This is a genomic window from Bacillus siamensis, from assembly GCF_051628075.1.
GTDB lineage: Bacteria > Bacillota > Bacilli > Bacillales > Bacillaceae > Bacillus > Bacillus siamensis.
The window spans coordinates 399,946-417,235 of sequence record NZ_CP155579.1; the positions used below are offsets into that span (position 1 = coordinate 399,946).

Sequence of the window (17,290 nt, forward strand, 5' to 3'; positions counted from 1 at the left end):
AGCGTTTTATGATGAAGGCACAGGGGCGAAAGAAAACCCCGTGTCTTATTTATTTTCATCTTAAGGCAGGCAAACAGGGAGGGAAATGATATGCAGCAAGAACAGCAAGCTGGCATGAAAGTAAAGATACAGCGGTTCGGCAGTTATTTAAGCGGTATGATCATGCCGAATATCGGCGCATTTATCGCATGGGGAATTATCACCGCGCTGTTTATTCCTGCGGGATGGTTTCCGAATCCGCAGCTGAATACATTGGTAAGCCCGATGATTACGTATCTTCTGCCGCTTTTAATCGCATATACGGGCGGAAAAATGATTTACGATCACCGCGGGGGAGTCGTCGGAGCGACAGCGGCCATCGGAGTCATTGTCGGAGCGGACATACCGATGTTCTTAGGCGCAATGATTATGGGGCCTTTGGGCGGCTATCTCATTAAACAATTAGACCGTGTGTTTAAAGATAAAGTCAGACAGGGTTTTGAAATGCTGATCAACAACTTCACGGCGGGAATTATCGGCGCGGTGCTGACGATTATCGCGTTTTATGCAATCGGCCCGGTCGTCCTGTCTCTTAACAAATTGCTGGCGGCGGGTGTGGAAGTCATTGTCCACGCGAATTTGCTGCCGATTGCAAGCGTTTTCGTGGAACCGGCGAAAGTCCTGTTCCTGAATAACGCGATCAACCACGGCATTTTAAGTCCGATCGGAATCGAGCAGGCCGCCAAAGCGGGTAAATCCATTCTGTTCTTAGTGGAAGCGAACCCCGGGCCTGGACTCGGTATTTTACTGGCATATATGTTCTTTGGGAAAGGTTCTTCAAGATCGACGGCTCCGGGAGCGGCGATCATTCATTTCTTCGGGGGGATTCATGAAATCTATTTCCCTTACATTTTAATGAAACCGATGCTGATCCTCGCTGCGATCGCCGGGGGAGCGAGCGGACTGCTCACATTCTCGATTTTTAACGCAGGTCTTGTCGCCGCATCATCTCCGGGCAGCATCATCGCCATTTTGGCGCTGACACCGAAGGGAAGCTATCTCGGCGTGCTGGCGGGCGTCATCGTGGCAGCGGCCGTATCGTTTATCGTCTCGGCGCTTATTTTGAAATCGTCTAAAGCGGGCGAAGAAGATTTGACAGCCGCAGCGGAAAAAATGCAGGAAATGAAAGGCAGGAAAAGCGAAGCGGCGGCCGCATTGGCGGACAAAGAGGAAGAGCCGGAAAACAGCGCCGCTGATATGTCCGCTGACCAAGTCAGCCGCATTATCTTCGCGTGCGACGCGGGTATGGGATCGAGCGCAATGGGCGCCTCCATTTTAAGAAACAAAGTGAAAAAAGCAGAACTTGACATTGATGTGACAAATACATCAATCAATAATCTTCCGAATGACGCGGATATCGTCATTACGCATAAGGACCTGACTGACCGCGCGAAAGCGAAGCTGCCGCAGGCGGTGCACATTTCGGTTGATAATTTCTTGAACAGCCCGAAATACGATGAACTGATTGAAAAGCTTAAAAACTAATCAAACAGAAAGAGGGATTTTCATCATGGAAGTATTGGCTAAAGCGAACATCAAACTGAACCAGACAGTGAATTCAAAAGAGGATGCCATCCGCCTGGCGGGACAGACGTTGATTGATAACGGTTACGTGAAAAACGGCTATGTGGAAAAAATGTTCGAACGTGAAGAAACATCATCCACGTTCATGGGGAATTTCATTGCGATCCCGCACGGCACGGAAGATGCGAAGGATGAGGTGCTTCATTCAGGCATTTCCGTCATCCAGATTCCGGACGGGGTGGAATACGGTGAAGGCAATACGGCAAAGGTCGTTTTCGGTATTGCCGGAAAAAACAATGAACACTTAGACATTCTGTCAAACATCGCCATCATCTGCTCAGAGGAAGAAAACATCGAGCGGCTGATCAGTGCAAAGACGGAAGAAGAACTGGCCGCGATTTTCAGCGAGGTGAACTGACATGATTGCCCTTCATTTCGGAGCGGGAAATATCGGGCGGGGCTTTATCGGCGCTTTGCTCCATCATTCCGGCTATGACGTAGTTTTCGCTGATGTGAATGAAACGATGGTCGGTCTTCTCAATGATAAGAAGGAATATACCGTGGAGCTTGCCGACGGCGGCCGGCAGACAGAAATTATCGGCCCCGTTTCAGCCATCAACAGCGCGGTGCAAGAACAAGAGCTGTACAGGCTGATCAATGACGCGGCGATCATTACGACGGCGGTGGGCCCAAACGTTCTCAGGCTCATCGCCCCGTCGATCGCGGAAGGGCTGAAGCGCAGAACGTCCTCTGAGCCTCTCAATATCATTGCCTGTGAAAATATGATCGGCGGCAGCCGTTTTCTGAAAAAAGAAGTTTTCGGACATTTGACGGAAGGGGAGCGGGAACTCGTGAACCGGACGGTCGGCTTCCCTGATTCTGCGGTGGACCGGATCGTGCCGATTCAGCACCATGAAGACCCGCTGAAAGTATCCGTAGAGCCGTTTTTTGAATGGGTTATAGACAGAACCGGCTTTGCCGGCGGTCAGCCGGCACTTAAAGGTGCGATATTTACGGATGATCTTACACCTTTCATCGAGAGAAAGCTGTTTACCGTCAATACCGGGCATGCCGTGACGGCGTACGTCGGCTATCAGCGCGGATTAAAAACCGTCAAAGAGGCCATCGACCATCCTGAAATCCGGCGTGTCGTGTACGATGCACTTTCAGAAACGGGCGAGTACTTGGTGAAAGCGTACGGCTTTAAGCAAGCTGAACACGAGCAGTACATGAAGAAAATCATCGGCCGTTTTGAAAATGAATACATCACGGATGATGTGACAAGAGTCGCCAGATCACCGCTCAGAAAACTCGGAGCGAATGATAGATTAGTAGGACCGGCCAAAAAAATAAAAGAACCGAACGCGCTGGCGGAAGGCATCGCCGCCGCCCTGCGCTTTGACTATCAGGATGATCCGGAAGCGGTTGAGCTGCAGAAGCTTATCGCGGAAAAAGGAACAAGCGGTGTTCTGCAAGACATTTGCGGTATTCAGCCGCATGAGCCGCTGCACGGCATCGTGCTCAAAAAACTGAATCAATAAGATGAACCCGCGTCGGGGGACGCGGCTTTTTTTTCTTCTGTTATAATGTGGGAGAAGGGAGGCTGTATGATGACTCAAAAGCTCTTACCCCACCGTTTTCCGTTTCTTTTGATTGACGGCACGACAAACAGCGAAGCCGGAAAATGGGCGGCCGCTTACAAAAACATCAGTGAAAATGACTGGTTTATAACCGAATCACAAAGAGAGATGCCGTTTTCACTCGTCATTGAAGCGATGGCCCAAACGGCGGCTTGCGCGGGAATTACCGGCGGTGACAGCCTCGGTCTTTTATCCGCGGTGAAGAAAGCGGAAAGATTAGGTGCCGCTTTGCCGGGAGACCGTCTGGATCTGCTGTTTGAAGTCACGCGAACGAGGCGCGGGTTTGTGTTCGGCCGAGCGAAAGCGTCCGTTGCCGGGAATCCGGTAGCGGAAGCTGAGATCAGCATATTTATCGCACCATCGTAAAAAAAAGCCGCCTCCAGCGGCGGCTTTCGGACAAGCCTGTTATTTTGTATCATAATCTCTTTCACTCTGTGAATTGTCTCTTTGGTCGTGTTTGTGTTTTTCATCATTGGCGTTTTCCTTCAGCTCTTCCAGCGGAATCGGATCGGTTAAATCATGATGTTCAGGATTTTCATTCGGTTTGTTTTTCTGTTTTCTTTCTTTCATCCTCCATCACCTCAATATTTCTTTTCCTCAACGTGCTCCCCGCCAAACGTCAGGAGCGGTTTTTTGTTCCTGTGGGTCATATGTATTAAAATAGAGACGACTACAATATAAAAAGTGAGGTACATATATGCCGATACAAAGAGAAGACGCAGATATTAAACTGATCGCGATTGATATGGACGGAACCCTGCTCAATGACGAGCAGCTCATCCCGGAGGAAAACCGGCGGGCGATCAAGGAAGCGGAGGCGAAAGGAATTCACGTCGTCATCAGCACCGGACGCACGCTGATGACATGCCGCGAACTGGCTGAGTCTCTCGAGCTGTCATCCTTTTTAATTACGGCAAACGGCAGCGAAATCTGGGATTCCGACTTTGAGCTGGTTGAGCGCAAGCTTCTTCATACCGATCATATTCGAAAATTATGGGATCTGAGAAATAAGCACAATACGAATTTCTGGGCCTCTACCGTCGATAAAGTGTGGAGAGGGGAATTCCCGGAAACCATTACGGATCATCAGTGGCTCAAGTTCGGATTTGAAATCGAGGATGACGATGTGCGGAATGAGGTGCTGAAAGAGCTGAAAGAAAACAAGGAGCTCGAAGTCACAAACTCAAGTCCGATCAATATCGAAGTCAATGCCCTCGGCATCAATAAAGCGGCGGCGCTGGCGAAGGTATCGGAAAAACTCGGCTTTACGATGGATAATGTGATGGCTATGGGTGACAGTCTGAATGACATTGCGATGATTGAAAAAGCGGGTGTCGGCGTCGCCATGGGAAATGCGCAGGATATCGTAAAAGAAACCGCTGACTGGGTGACTGATGTCAACACAGAAAACGGAGTCGCCAAAGCGATCCGCCACTGGGTGTTATAATAGAAAAAAGAGAGTCTCTGGATGAGGCTCTCTTTTTTGTTTGTCACATTTGTGACTAGGTCCATGGTAGGTTTTCTGACAAAGGGATGTTCAAACGTGTCAGAATTGATATAATTGAATGAAATCCAACAATTCGGAATAGTCATTCCGAATAGCGGAATGATATTAAAATAAAACGTTTACAATACAGGAGGGAGCTTATGTTTCAGATTGACATCAATTGTGATTTAGGAGAAAGCTTCGGTGCATATAAGATCGGGATGGATGAAGAGATTCTGGATTATGTGACATCTGCAAACATCGCCTGCGGCTTTCATGCGGGTGATCCCAGCGTGATGCGCAAAACGGTTGCGCTTGCGGCGGAAAAGGGCGTGAAAATCGGCGCTCATCCCGGGCTGTTCGATCTTCAGGGATTCGGGCGGCGGCAGATCGCGATTACGCCCGAGGAAGCCTATGATCTGACACTGTACCAAATCGGCGCGCTGTCAGGTTTTTTAAAAGCAGAAGGTGTCGCGATGCAGCATGTAAAGCCGCATGGCGCTTTATATAATATGGCCGCCGTCAACCGCGGCCTGTCAGAGGCCATCGCTCAGGCGGTCTCTCATTTTGATCCCGGACTCATTCTTTTCGGGCTATCCGGAAGCGAGCTGATTAAAGCGGGAGATCGAATCGGACTGCAGACGGCAAGCGAAGTGTTTGCAGACCGCACCTATCAGGAAGACGGCACGCTGACGCCGCGTTCACAGCCGGATGCGCTGATTCAGGATGACAAAAAAGCGGTCGGGCAAGTGATTCAAATGGTGAAAGACAACACGGTGACATCACGTAAGGGACAAGCTGTAAGCCTGAAAGCGGACACCGTCTGCATTCACGGAGACGGCGCCCACGCGCTGACATTCGCCAAAACAATCAGAAACGAATTAAAAGCGGCTGACATTCAAATCAGTGCGCTTTCAAAAGACTGAGCAGCAGAGGGAGGAAGACAGCATGGAGCAAAAGAAAAAAACAGCCGGAAAGGCTTCCGGCAAATGGTCGCTGCTTTTAGGCGCGACATTTCTGATGGCGACATCATCAATCGGGCCCGGCTTTCTGACGCAGACGGCCACGTTTACCAATACATTGGCGGCAAGCTTCGGCTTTATCATTTTAATCTCTATTATTTTGGACATTTTCGCGCAAACCAATGTATGGCGGATTATCGCCGTTTCCGGAAAGCGCGGCCAAGAGATTGCAAATATGGTGCTTCCGGGCGCCGGTTATGCCATTGCTTTTCTGGTGGTGCTCGGCGGACTTGCATTTAATATCGGAAACATCGGCGGCGCGGGTCTCGGCCTGCAAGTATTATTCGGAATCAAACCGGAGATCGGCGCTTTAATCAGCGCAGCGATTGCGGTTTTGGTTTTCGTCATAAAGGAAGCCGGAAAAGTCATGGACCGTTTTATGCAGATCGCCGGAATTGTCATGATCGTATTGACGGTGTATGTTGCCGTAACGACGGCTCCGCCGGTCGGACACGCCGTTGTGAAAACTTTTATGCCTGATCATATCAGTGTGCTGGCGATCGTGACGCTTGTCGGCGGCACGGTCGGCGGATACATTACATTTGCCGGCGGCCACCGTTTGCTTGATTCAGGCATTCAAGGGAAGGAAGTCATTCCTCAAGTCACGAAAAGCTCCGTCACAGGCGTATTGATTACATCTGTTATGCGGATTGCCCTGTTTCTCGCCGTGCTCGGCGTCGTCTCAAAGGGTCTGCGCATTGATCCTGATAATCCCGCGGCTTCTGTGTTCAAGCTTGCGGCGGGAAATGTCGGCTATAAAATTTTCGGTGTCATCATGTGGTCTGCTGCTATTACGTCTGTCATCGGCGCCGCATATACGTCAGTGTCTTTCTTCAAATCGTTCTCGGCAAGAATCGAAAAGCATTCGAACGGCGTCATTATCGCTTTTATCATCGTATCCACTCTCATTTTTGTCACGATCGGCCAGCCTGCCAAAATTCTGGTCGCGGTCGGTTCGCTTAACGGCTTAATTCTGCCGCTTGCATTAGCGATGATTTTGTTGGGCGCTTATAAGAAAAAAATCGTCGGCGACTACAAGCATCCGATCTGGCTGACGATCGCGGGGGCAATCGTAGTCGTTGTCATGGCGGTTATGGGCATCTATACATTATTTTCACAAATGCCGCAGCTATGGGGCTGATGGCATGAAAAAACATATGAGTGACATGAGCCCCGAAGAAGTCAGGCAGCTTATCAGAAAAGGGCGGATGACCGGGCCGACGGCGGGGTTGGCCGCTTCTTACGCACAAGCCAATCTCGTCGTTTTGCAAAAGGATCTAGCCTTTGATTTTCTCTTATTCTGCCAGCGCAATCAAAAGCCTTGTCCGGTACTTGACGTGACGGATGCGGGTTCACCCGTTCCGGCAATAGCGGCGCCGGGAGCTGATATCCGGACGGACTTTCCGAAATACAGAATCTATCGGCATGGCGTGCTTACTGAAGAGGTAACGGATCTCACGCCATATTGGAAGGATGATTTTGTCGGCTTTTTGATCGGCTGCAGTTTTTCATTCGAGCAAGCCCTTATCAATCAGCACATTCCAATCAGGCATATTGATGAAGGCGTGAACGTTCCCATGTATAAAACAAATATTGACTGTGTTCCGGCGGGCCCGTTTTCAGGAAAGATGGTCGTCAGCATGAGGCCGATTCCGGAAAGACTGGCAGTCCGCGCGGCACAGGTCACGTCACGTTTTCCCGCTGTTCACGGCGCCCCCGTCCGCATCGGGAATCCGAAAAGCATCGGCATCAGCGATCTGAATCAGCCGGACTTCGGAGATGCCGTAACGGTGAAAGAAGGCGAAGTTCCCGTATTCTGGGCGTGCGGCGTTACACCGCAGGCGGTGATCATGGAAACAAAGCCCGATATCGTGATAACCCATTCACCGGGGCACATGCTGATCACTGATATACGGAACGAATCGCTTGCTGTTCTGTAAGTGAGAAAGAAAACAACGAGGTGATGACAATGAAGCAGTATAGCGGCAATACAGCGCTTGATATACAGCCGCACGGTGATTCCGCCGTTATCATCCGCTTTGGCGGGCACATCAGCGAAGAAGTCAACAGCCGGGTTCATGCGGCGGCCGCCTGTATTGAAGAACGGCCGTTTCCGGGCTTCGTTGAATGTATTCCGGCATTCACAAGCTTAACGATCTTTTATGATGTGTATGCCGTCTCACAAATAAAAAAAGGCGTCTCTCCTTTTGCTTTGGTCAAGAAAGAAGTGACAGAACGCCTCAGCTATATAAAGGCCGGCCGGCAGGAAGAGCGCCGGGTGATGGAAATCCCCGTTTGCTACGGAGGTGATTTCGGTCCTGATTTAGAAGACGTCGCTGAGATGAACGATCTGACGCCGGAAGACGTCATCCGCATTCATACCGAAGGCGAGTATCTCGTTTATATGCTCGGGTTTGCGCCGGGATTTCCGTTTTTAGGAGGAATGTCTGAGCGGATCAGAGCGCCGAGAAAGGCATCGCCAAGGCCGTCGATTCCGGCTGGTTCAGTAGGAATCGCAGGGATGCAGACCGGTGTGTATCCGATATCCACCCCCGGCGGCTGGCAGCTGATCGGCAGCACTCCGCTTCGGCTTTTCAGGCCTGAAGAACAACCGCCGAGCCTGTTGAGAGCGGGCGATACTGTGAAATTCGTCCGGATTTCAGCGGAAGAATACAGCCGCATCAAGGAGGGAGCCGAATGAGCATGAAAGTGGTGAAGCCCGGTCTTCTGACGACGATTCAGGATACGGGCCGAACAGGGTATCAGAAATACGGCGTACTGGGCAGCGGCGCAATGGATACAATTTCTCTGCGCATCGCCAATCTTCTTGCCGGAAATAAAGAAACAGAGGCGGGACTGGAAATTACGCTCATGGGGCCCGGGCCTTCCTTTGAGTTATCAGAACCGGCGGTCATTGCCGTCACGGGGGCCGATTTCGCTTTTCATATTAATGGAGAACCGGCTCCTCTGTGGAAACCGATTTTGATAAAGGAAACAAGCGTCGTCTCATTTGGGCCGTGCAAAATGGGGAGTTGCGCTTATCTCGCCGTCGCGGGGGGATTTGACGTGCCCGCCGTCATGGAAAGCAAAAGCACATATGTCAGAGCGGGGATCGGCGGCTTTTGCGGAAGAGCGCTGCAAAAAGATGATGAACTGCCGCTCGGCGGTATGACGCAGTGCTCGGAACTGATCGCTGCCCGTCTGAGCGAATCTCCCGGGCAGCATGGTTTCTCAGCGCCTGATTGGTCAGTCAGCAGCAGAGGATTTTTGCCGCTGAAAAGAAATCCGGTCATTCGCGTGCTTGAAGGCGCTCAATTTCATGCGTTTACAGAAGAAGCAAAACGGCGTTTTTACCAAGAATCGTATACGGTTACGCCGCAATCAGACCGAATGGGCTACCGCCTGAAGGGCGCCCCGCTTGAATTGCGGGAGCCGCTTGAAATGGTATCTGAGGCTGTGACATTCGGGACGGTGCAGGTGCCGCCGGACGGCAATCCGATTATACTGCTGGCTGACAGACAGACGACGGGGGGCTACCCGCGAATGGCGCATATCATATCCGCCGATCTTCCTCTTGCCGCCCAAACGATGCCGGGGGAACATATCACGTTCGCTGCTGTTTCGCTGGAGGAGGCGGAAATGCTGCTGTTGGAGAAGGAACAGCAGCTGAAGGAGCTGAAAGCAAGACTCAAAATGGAATGGCTGATCTGACAAAGGGGATGAAAGGTCATGGAGAACAAAAACAAAACCGTCATCAAATCAATGGAGCTGCTTCATTTATTCCTGACCGAACCGAGCCTGAGCTTAAATGAGCTGGTTTCTCTATCGGAAATGCCGAAGACCTCAGTTCACCGGATGGCAAGTTCACTGGAGGAAATGGGATTTCTCACCCGGACAGCGGACGGCCGTTATCAGCTTGGTCTGATCTTTTTACAATTCGGCCAGCTCGTCTCTGACCGTCTGGACATCAGGAAAATAGCCAAGCCGGTGATGGAAAAGCTGTGCGGTGAAGTGGATGAGGCCGTTCAGCTGATTATGAGGGACGGCGATGAAGCCATTTACGTCGAAAAAATTGAGGGAACGCAAACCGTACGGCTGTATACTGCAATCGGCCGCCGGTCGCCGCTGTATGCGGGAGCGTGCGCCAGAAGCATTTTATCGTTTCTGCCGCGAGAGGAGATTGACACATACATTCAGAAAACAAAGCTTGCCGCAATCGCTTCAGGCACGATGACGAATCCGGCTGAACTGCTTCAATCCATTGAAACGTCATTACAATCAGGATATACGATCAGCTATTCGGAATTAGAGGATTACACGGCTGCGATCGGGGCGCCGATTTTCAATCACGAAGGTAAGGTGGCTGCGGGAATCAGCATCGCCGGCTTTGAAGCCAGGTTTTCAGAGGACAGACTGCCGTACTTAACCGAAAAAGTCAAAAACGCCGCTCAGCATATTTCTGAGAAATTGGGTTATTGACCGAGCCAATTTTTCTTCACTCGCGTACATTACAATATCGATAGTAACGAGTGGAGGAAAGAAAATGGGACTTGTTTATACGGCGCTTGGGGATTCTTTGACGACGGGAAGGGGGTCCGGCCCGTTTTCCGCCGGTTTTGTTCAGCGGTTCGGACGTATGATGGCAGAAGATTTACAGACAAGAACCGACGTTTCCATCTTTGCCAAATCAGGCCTTGAGACGGGAGAAATTCTCGGGCTTATGTCTTGGCCGTACATTCAGAGGCGGATTCAGGCTGCTGATATGATTACCATTACAGGCTGCGGCAACGATTTGATCGATTCGGTTCGGGAATATCAGCAAACATCGGACGCTTCGGTGTTCACCAGTGTGTCCAGTCACTGTCACGAGAACTTTGAAAAGATGATAGCCAAGATCACAGCCTTAAAAGGGCCGCACCCGTCTCCTTATGAGATCCGCGTCTTCAATTTATACAACCCTTTCCCTGGTATTTCCATTGCAGAGAAATGGATATCTTCTTATAATGCGCACCTCAGCACACTCGCATCGGCGCCGCACGTCAAAATTGCCGATGTCCACAGCGCTTTCAAAGGAAAGCTGAACGAGTATCTCTCTCATGACCGCGTACACCCCAACGGCAGAGGATATGAAGTCATGGCATGCGTTCTCAGGGGGCTTGGATACGGAAGCCTCGCCCGCTCATAAACCGCGCGCTCCTTTTCATCGGGAGCGCGCTTTTCGTTCTCCTTAAAACAAACTTAAAATTGTCCGACTTTCGTTCTATCCGCGCAAAAAGTACGCTAGAATAATGGGGGATAAAGACAGAAATAGAATTGTGTTCAAAAAATGATAACAGAAAGGATGGATTTTTTTGCTGCGCGTTTTAAAACTGTCACTCGCGATGCTGATTATTATACTTGCTGCTGCCGCATTTACGTATGCAGAACATACATCTGTCATACAGCCGATTATGCTCGTGTTTCTCGGTGCGGTCATGTTCATTCAGGGGCTGGAAGAAAAACGGAAAGAAAACGACGGCTCCGGGAAATTCAATATATATACCGCCGTTTTTGTATGGTCGATCTCTTTAATCGGTTTTACGCTTCACGTAATCTGAGTTTGATAGATCCTGAAAATGCTCCACAACGGGAAAAGGTGAATAAAAACGGTGCAGTAAGGCTTTCCATTCCTGATATTTCGGCGATCCGCGAAAGCCTATTGTATGATCCTCTAATGTTTCCCATTCCACCAGCAGCAAATATTTATGCGTTTCCTCCATACATTTGGACAAGGAATGGGACAGATAACCTTTCATACCCGCTATAATCGGCTCCGCCCTGCGAAATGCCGCTTCGAATTCTCCTTCAAGACCTTCTTTTACATGCAGCATGGCTGCTTCTCTGATCATTCGGAATCCCCCTTTTTATTAATAGATACATTGTATAAAAATATGGACAAAAATAGCTGAAAAAAATAAAAATTTAAAACACTATAAGTAAAAAATCCTTGCAAGCCTCATTTGGTTTAGGAGAAAATAACAATTGGAAGGCAGGGGAATAGACAGTGAAAAAAGGATTATACCTATTACTTTTACTCGCAGGAATCATAGGTTTAATCGGCTGCTCGAAATCGGAGTCAGCTGAAGACAGAATGAAAGATTTCGTAAAAGACTGGAATGGCGGTCATTACGATAAAATGTACCAAAGCCTCACCCAGGATGAAAAGAAAAAACTATCCAAAAAGGATTTTGTAAAACGATATGAAACCATTTATGAACAAGCAGGGGTCAAAAATCTGAAAGTCACGGCGGAAAAACAGGACGAAGACGATAAGAAAAAAGATGACCTTCAGCACATCGATTATAAAGTCAGCATGGATACAAAAGCAGGAAAGGTCGCCTTTGACAACACGGCCGTCCTGAAAAAAGAAAAAACAGACGATGGAGAATCATGGAACATCGACTGGAATCCTTCTTTTATTTTCAAACAGCTTTCCGATGACAAAACCGTGCAGATCGCAAATGAAGAACCGAAGCGCGGGCAAATCTACGACAAAGACGGCAAAGGCCTCGCCGTGAATACGGAGGTGCCGGAAATCGGCATTATCCCTGGAAAACTCGGCAAGGATAAAGACAGCGTGATCAAAAAACTGTCTGAAAAACTGGACCTTTCTGAAGACGATATTAAAAGCAAACTGAATCAGGGCTGGGTAAAAGACGACTCCTATGTTCCGATTCAAAAAATCAGACCGGATGATGAAAGCAAGGTCAAAAGCCTGCTCGCATTAGACGGCGTGACGAAAACGAAAGTCAGCTCCCGCTACTATCCGTACGGGGAAAAAGCGGCCCATCTGACCGGATATATTAAAACAATCACAGCGGAGCAGCTGAAAAAAGCGAAAGAAGGCCAATACAGCGACACCTCCAAAATCGGCACCGCCGGCCTTGAAAATGTATACGAAGACAAGCTTCGCGGCACGACCGGCTGGAAAATTTACGTCCCGCAAACGGGAGAGGTTATTGCTGAAAAGAAAGCCGAAAACGGGCAGGATATTCATGTAACGATTGATATGAAAACGCAGACGAAGCTGTATGATTCCATGAAAGATGACAGCGGAGCGGCAGTCGCCCTTGAACCGCAAATGGGAGAGACCCTCGCGCTTGTCAGCGCACCGTCTTATGATCCGAACGGCTTTATTTTCGGCTGGAGCGGAAAAGAATGGAAAAAGCTGAATGAAAATAAAGACAATCCGTTTTCAGCGAAATTCAACAAGCTGTATGCACCGGGATCAACGATTAAACCGATTGCCGCGGCAGTCGGCCTGACAAACGGCACATTGAAAGCGTCAGAAAAGAAAAAAATCACCGGAAAAGAGTGGCAGAAAGATTCAAGCTGGGGCGGTTACCATGTCACACGCGTATCAGAGCGTCTGAATGAAGTGGATCTCGAAAACGCGCTGATTACATCGGACAACATCTACTTTGCGCAAAATGCCATAGACGCCGGAGCGGACGCGTTTACAAAGGGATTAAAAACATTTGGCTTTGACGAAGACATTCCGTATCAATTCCCGATTGAAAAGTCGTCAATCGCTAATGGCAAGCTTGATTCCGAAATTCTTCTCGGAGATACGGGCTACGGCCAAGGGCAGATGCTGATGTCTCCGCTGCACTTAGCGGCTGATTATACCGCATTTGTAACAGACGGAAATCTTGTCAAACCGACATTAATCAAAGACGGAGAAAAAACACCGCAAATCTGGCATAAGCAAGTGGTATCCAAAGCCAATGCCGAAGAAATCACAAAAGGGCTGAGAGGCGTCGTTGAAGATCCGCGCGGCTCTGCATATCAGCCGGCCGTAAGCGGCATTACCGTAGCCGGAAAAACCGGCACAGCCGAGCTGAAAACGTCAAAAGAAGATAAAGACGGCAAAGAAAACGGCTGGTTTGTCGGCTACGATTATAAAAAGAAAGACCTCTTGATCGCGATGATGATTCAAGACGTCAAAAAACGCGGCGGAAGCCATTACGTCGTTGAAAAAGCGAAAAAGCAGTTTCAGAATCATTAAATGACGATTTTTGCGGGCTGAAAGGAAAATCAGCCGCCGAAGCAGAATGAAACAGCATGGGCAATTCCTAAAAACAGAGATACAAGGGCTCACTAAGAAAAAGGGGGATTTCACATGCAGCGTATTCAATTGGCTGAAGACCTGGAATTTTCAAGAGTGATACACGGGCTTTGGCGTCTGAACGAATGGAATTATTCGGACACAGAGCTGCTGGATCTGATTGAATGGTGTATCAGCCAAGGCATTACCACCTTCGACCATGCCGATATATACGGCAGTTATACATGTGAAAAGCTGTTCGGCGGTGCTTTGTCCCTTTCACCTTCAATAAGGGAGCAAATCGAAATCGTCACAAAATGCGGGATCGTCATTGAGTCACCGGAACGGCCCGGCAACAAGACGCACCATTATAATACGTCGAAATCTCACATCTTAGCGTCGGCTGAGCAGTCGCTCTTGAATCTGAATACGGATTATCTCGATGTGCTGCTCATTCACAGACCGGACCCGCTTATGGACCCGGAAGCTGTGGCTGAAGCGTTTCATGCGCTGAAAAGCTCGGGCAAGGTCAGATATTTTGGAGTGTCAAACTTTAAAGCGCACCAGTACAGAATGCTCGAATCCTATTTGGATGATCCGCTCATCACGAACCAAATTGAAATTTCTGCTTACGAGCTGGAAAATATTCATGACGGCACGCTGGATTTCTGTCAGGAAAAACGCATCCCGCCGATGGCGTGGTCACCGCTTGCGGGCGGAAGCGTTTTTACAGGCCAATCAGATAAGGACGTCCGGATCCGCGCCGCGCTTCGTTCCGTACAGGAAGAAATCGGCGCCGCGTCCATTGACGAAGTCATGTACGCATGGCTGTTCACCCATCCGGCGGATATCATGCCGATTGTCGGCAGCGGAAAACAGAGCCGCATTTTCGCCGCGGTGCGTGCATCAGCTTACACACTCAGCCATGATCAATGGTTTCGGGTTTATACAAGTGTCCAAGGTTATGATATTCCATAAACAAAACAAACGCCCGGGAAGGTATCTTCCCGGGCGTTGTTTATGTGGTGTGCAATGTCTAAAAACAAGTAAGGTCACTTTGAAGTATAGCTGTTCAGATGAAAGGAACCAAGCATCATGGCATATTATCTGACACATTTTTCTTATTCAATACTGTCACACGGACCAGTGCCAAATTGCCATTAGAAAATGGTTGAATAATCATTGAAAGCGTTTTATATTTTTAATTACAACACTTTCCCCGGAAGCACCCCCCATGTGCCGCATCCCTCACAACTAGAAAATCTGGAGGCGCGTTTCATGTATATGACAGCGAGAGAACAAAAATTAATGAAACATCTTTTACTGCAGAACCGGTACGAAACAGTGCATGAACTGGCGGAAGCTTTACAAGTCAGCACGAGAACCGTTCACCGCGAGTTAAAAACAATCAAACCGCTGATGGAATCATTCGGTCTGGCACTTGATAAACAGCCCGGCAAAGGACTGAAAGCGGTGGGAAACCCGGAGGATAAACAGAAGCTCCTGTCAGACCTGTCCTTTGAACAGCATGAATACAGCGCTGAGGAGCGGAAACTTTTAATCCTATGTTCACTATTAGAGTCTCAAGATCCGATCAAGCTCTACAGTCTGGCGAACGAACTCCAAGTGACAAACGCGACGATCAGTTATGATCTTGATGAGCTGGAGACTTGGATTGCGCCCTTCGGCTTGACGCTGATCCGAAAAAGAGGCTTCGGCATTCAGCTGACGGGACCGGAAAATGCGAAACGGAAAATCGTCGGCAATCTCATGGTCAACCGCCTTGATATTCAAAGCTTTTTGGAAGCGGTTGAATTGAATATTAAAGGAAAACCCGACGCTGCTGATAAAATGTTCGGCGTCGTAAATAAAGCGGAACTCTTGAAAATGGACCGGCTCTTGATTGAGCTCAAGGAAAAAATTTCGATCGCCTTATCTGACAGCTCCTATATGGCGCTGGCGGTTCATTTAACCTTTGCGATGGAGCGGATCAGACTCGGAGAAACCATCACGATGGAGGCTTCTGAACTAAAAGCGCTGCAGCAGACGAAGGAATACGGCTCCGCGCTCGAAATGGCAAAAGAGCTTGAAAAAGCCTTCGGTGTTTCGATACCGGAGGCTGAGATCGGCTACATCACCATCCATTTACGGAGCGCCAACCGCCAATACAAAACCGAATTCAAGCCCGAGAACATTGAAGTTGAAACGGCTTTGCAAACAAAGCAGCTGATCGGCTTCATTTCAGAAAAAATTAAAATGGATCTGACGGAAAACGGCTCTTTATACGACGGTTTAATCGCCCATCTCGAACCTGCGATCAACCGGGTAAAAGAGAGTATCGACATGTACAACCCGATGACTCAGCAAATTAAACGCGACTACTTCCTGCTGTATATGGCTGTAGAAGAAGGAATGGAAAAATTCTTTCCGGGGCTTCATTTTCCTGATGATGAGATCGCTTTCATCGTTCTGCACTTCGGCTCCGCCCTGGAAATCAAACGGGAAGAAGCGAAAATCAAAGCGCTGATCGTCTGTTCAAGCGGCATCGGGTCGTCCAAAATGCTCGCATCCAGACTGAAAAAAGAGCTCCCGGAAATCCGTTCCTTTGATATGTCCTCCCTTATTGAACTGAAGGACCGTGATACCGCAGCGTACGACATGATCGTATCCACCGTGCCGATCCCGTATGAAAACATTGATTATGTCATGGTCAGTCCGCTTTTAAATGAAGAAGACGCCGATCAGGTCAAGCAGTACATCAAAAGAAAGATTCCGCTGATTCTTGACAAGAAAAGAAACGGCAGAAGAGAGGAGAACCAGCCGGAGACGCCTGATATGCTGGAAGCGGCCGGGCGTCTGGCGCATTATGCGGCGGTTATCCAAAGCGTGCTGGGGAACTTTTCGATCAAATTCATTGATTCAAACACGGCGTATGAGCTGTTTTTGAACCGTATGTTTGCCATGCTGGAGGAAGAAGGATTGGTTCATAATGCCCAAAAAACCGCACAACGCCTTTCAGAGCGTGAGGAACAGGGCGGGCTCGGCATTCCGGGAACGGCAATGGCGTTGTACCATCTCAAAAATGAAGAAATTGTCACGCCTTTTTTCAAAATTTATGATTTGACAGTTCCATGCAGTGTCAAAGGCATGGACGGAAATTCCCTGACCGTCGGCCGCGCTTTAGTGATGATGGCGCCGGCTGATATGCCCGCTGAAGGATCGGAAATATTAAGTGCGGTCAGCTCGGCCATCATTGAATCCGAAGCCAGTATAAAAGCCTTCCAGACTGAGGATCAGGCCGATTTATACAAACGTTTAAACAGGCTGTTTTATCATTTTATTCAGGAAAAAGGACAGCGCTGAACAGATGGTGCACCCCTCATATGGGGTGTGTTTTTTTCTGCATGTATGAGGGTAATGGGAAGGGAAGAAACTAAAACATGGGACTATTGTATCATTCACGAATGGAATAGTTCTAAAACAAAATAGTTTT

The 17,290-nt window shown here is 48.9% G+C and carries 18 protein-coding genes; 16 read left to right on the plus strand and 2 right to left on the minus strand.

The window, feature by feature from the left end; genetic code table 11:
* The first annotated feature begins 90 nt into the window (after window positions 1–90).
* The 4 genes from ABDB98_RS02040 to ABDB98_RS02055 all read left to right on the plus strand — a co-directional run bounded on the left by ABDB98_RS02040 (window position 91) and on the right by ABDB98_RS02055 (window position 3,569).
* Window positions 91–1,524 carry a PTS mannitol transporter subunit IICB gene (locus tag ABDB98_RS02040; RefSeq protein WP_438421203.1) on the plus strand — a complete coding sequence of 478 codons (1,434 nt, stop codon included), beginning with the start codon at window positions 91–93 and terminating at the stop codon, window positions 1,522–1,524.
* A gap of 25 nt (window positions 1,525–1,549) precedes the next feature.
* Window positions 1,550–1,981: a PTS sugar transporter subunit IIA gene (locus ABDB98_RS02045; protein ID WP_012116817.1), complete on the plus strand. Its 432-nt coding sequence runs from the start codon at window positions 1,550–1,552 to the stop codon at window positions 1,979–1,981.
* A 1-nt stretch (window position 1,982) separates the two neighbouring features.
* Window positions 1,983–3,104 (plus strand): mannitol-1-phosphate 5-dehydrogenase, encoded by a 1,122-nt coding sequence (locus tag ABDB98_RS02050; protein ID WP_438421204.1) that lies wholly within the window; start codon window positions 1,983–1,985, stop codon window positions 3,102–3,104.
* Window positions 3,105–3,173: 69 nt separating this feature from the next.
* A complete protein-coding gene (locus tag ABDB98_RS02055) occupies window positions 3,174–3,569 on the plus strand; it encodes a 3-hydroxyacyl-ACP dehydratase FabZ family protein (protein WP_016937238.1) in 396 nt (131 codons plus the stop codon).
* Between the two features lie 39 nt (window positions 3,570–3,608).
* Here the strand turns inward: ABDB98_RS02055 and ABDB98_RS02060 are convergent, their stop codons facing one another.
* Window positions 3,609–3,773, minus strand: a complete 165-nt coding sequence (locus ABDB98_RS02060; RefSeq protein ID WP_003156294.1) for a hypothetical protein — start codon at window positions 3,771–3,773, stop codon at window positions 3,609–3,611.
* A 127-nt stretch (window positions 3,774–3,900) separates the two neighbouring features.
* On the opposite strand from ABDB98_RS02060, the gene ABDB98_RS02065 reads away from it, so the two are divergent.
* The 9 genes from ABDB98_RS02065 (at window position 3,901) to ABDB98_RS02105 (ending at window position 11,308) form a co-directional block, all read left to right on the plus strand.
* On the plus strand, window positions 3,901–4,650 hold the full coding sequence (locus ABDB98_RS02065) for a Cof-type HAD-IIB family hydrolase (protein ID WP_438421205.1): 750 nt from the start codon (window positions 3,901–3,903) through the stop codon (window positions 4,648–4,650).
* Between the two features lie 200 nt (window positions 4,651–4,850).
* Window positions 4,851–5,615 carry a 5-oxoprolinase subunit PxpA gene (locus tag ABDB98_RS02070; RefSeq protein ID WP_438421206.1) on the plus strand — a complete coding sequence of 255 codons (765 nt, stop codon included), beginning with the start codon at window positions 4,851–4,853 and terminating at the stop codon, window positions 5,613–5,615.
* Window positions 5,616–5,637: 22 nt separating this feature from the next.
* Entirely contained in the window at window positions 5,638–6,852 is a 1,215-nt protein-coding gene (locus tag ABDB98_RS02075) for an NRAMP family divalent metal transporter (protein ID WP_438421208.1), read from the plus strand.
* A gap of 4 nt (window positions 6,853–6,856) precedes the next feature.
* Window positions 6,857–7,651, plus strand: a complete 795-nt coding sequence (locus tag ABDB98_RS02080) for a putative hydro-lyase (protein ID WP_049627897.1) — start codon at window positions 6,857–6,859, stop codon at window positions 7,649–7,651.
* A gap of 29 nt (window positions 7,652–7,680) precedes the next feature.
* Window positions 7,681–8,412 (plus strand): 5-oxoprolinase subunit PxpB, encoded by a 732-nt coding sequence (gene pxpB, locus ABDB98_RS02085; protein ID WP_438421209.1) that lies wholly within the window; start codon window positions 7,681–7,683, stop codon window positions 8,410–8,412.
* Window positions 8,409–9,422, plus strand: coding sequence for a biotin-dependent carboxyltransferase family protein (locus tag ABDB98_RS02090; protein ID WP_438421210.1), 1,014 nt, complete (start codon window positions 8,409–8,411; stop codon window positions 9,420–9,422). The genes pxpB and ABDB98_RS02090 overlap by 4 nt, the downstream gene beginning before the upstream one ends.
* Window positions 9,423–9,440: 18 nt before the next feature.
* Window positions 9,441–10,190 (plus strand): IclR family transcriptional regulator, encoded by a 750-nt coding sequence (locus ABDB98_RS02095; RefSeq protein ID WP_060963586.1) that lies wholly within the window; start codon window positions 9,441–9,443, stop codon window positions 10,188–10,190.
* 64 nt (window positions 10,191–10,254) lie between these two features.
* Window positions 10,255–10,896 (plus strand): GDSL-type esterase/lipase family protein, encoded by a 642-nt coding sequence (locus ABDB98_RS02100; RefSeq protein ID WP_438421211.1) that lies wholly within the window; start codon window positions 10,255–10,257, stop codon window positions 10,894–10,896.
* A gap of 196 nt (window positions 10,897–11,092) precedes the next feature.
* The gene (locus tag ABDB98_RS02105; RefSeq protein WP_406795068.1) at window positions 11,093–11,308 is read left to right on the plus strand and encodes a YczI family protein; all 216 of its coding nucleotides are present in this window, start codon (window positions 11,093–11,095) and stop codon (window positions 11,306–11,308) included.
* Here the strand turns inward: ABDB98_RS02105 and ABDB98_RS02110 are convergent.
* Window positions 11,279–11,599 (minus strand): antibiotic biosynthesis monooxygenase family protein, encoded by a 321-nt coding sequence (locus tag ABDB98_RS02110; RefSeq protein ID WP_060963584.1) that lies wholly within the window; start codon window positions 11,597–11,599, stop codon window positions 11,279–11,281. The genes ABDB98_RS02105 and ABDB98_RS02110 overlap by 30 nt on opposite strands.
* Window positions 11,600–11,754: 155 nt before the next feature.
* Here ABDB98_RS02110 and ABDB98_RS02115 point away from each other — a divergent pair, with 155 nt between their 5' ends.
* From ABDB98_RS02115 to ABDB98_RS02125, 3 genes are all read left to right on the plus strand, one after another.
* On the plus strand, window positions 11,755–13,758 hold the full coding sequence (locus ABDB98_RS02115; protein ID WP_438421212.1) for a penicillin-binding transpeptidase domain-containing protein: 2,004 nt from the start codon (window positions 11,755–11,757) through the stop codon (window positions 13,756–13,758).
* A 114-nt stretch (window positions 13,759–13,872) separates the two neighbouring features.
* Window positions 13,873–14,775, plus strand: coding sequence for an aldo/keto reductase (locus tag ABDB98_RS02120; protein ID WP_438421213.1), 903 nt, complete (start codon window positions 13,873–13,875; stop codon window positions 14,773–14,775).
* Between the two features lie 300 nt (window positions 14,776–15,075).
* Window positions 15,076–17,160: a BglG family transcription antiterminator gene (locus ABDB98_RS02125; protein ID WP_438421214.1), complete on the plus strand. Its 2,085-nt coding sequence runs from the start codon at window positions 15,076–15,078 to the stop codon at window positions 17,158–17,160.
* Window positions 17,161–17,290: the final 130 nt, after the last annotated feature.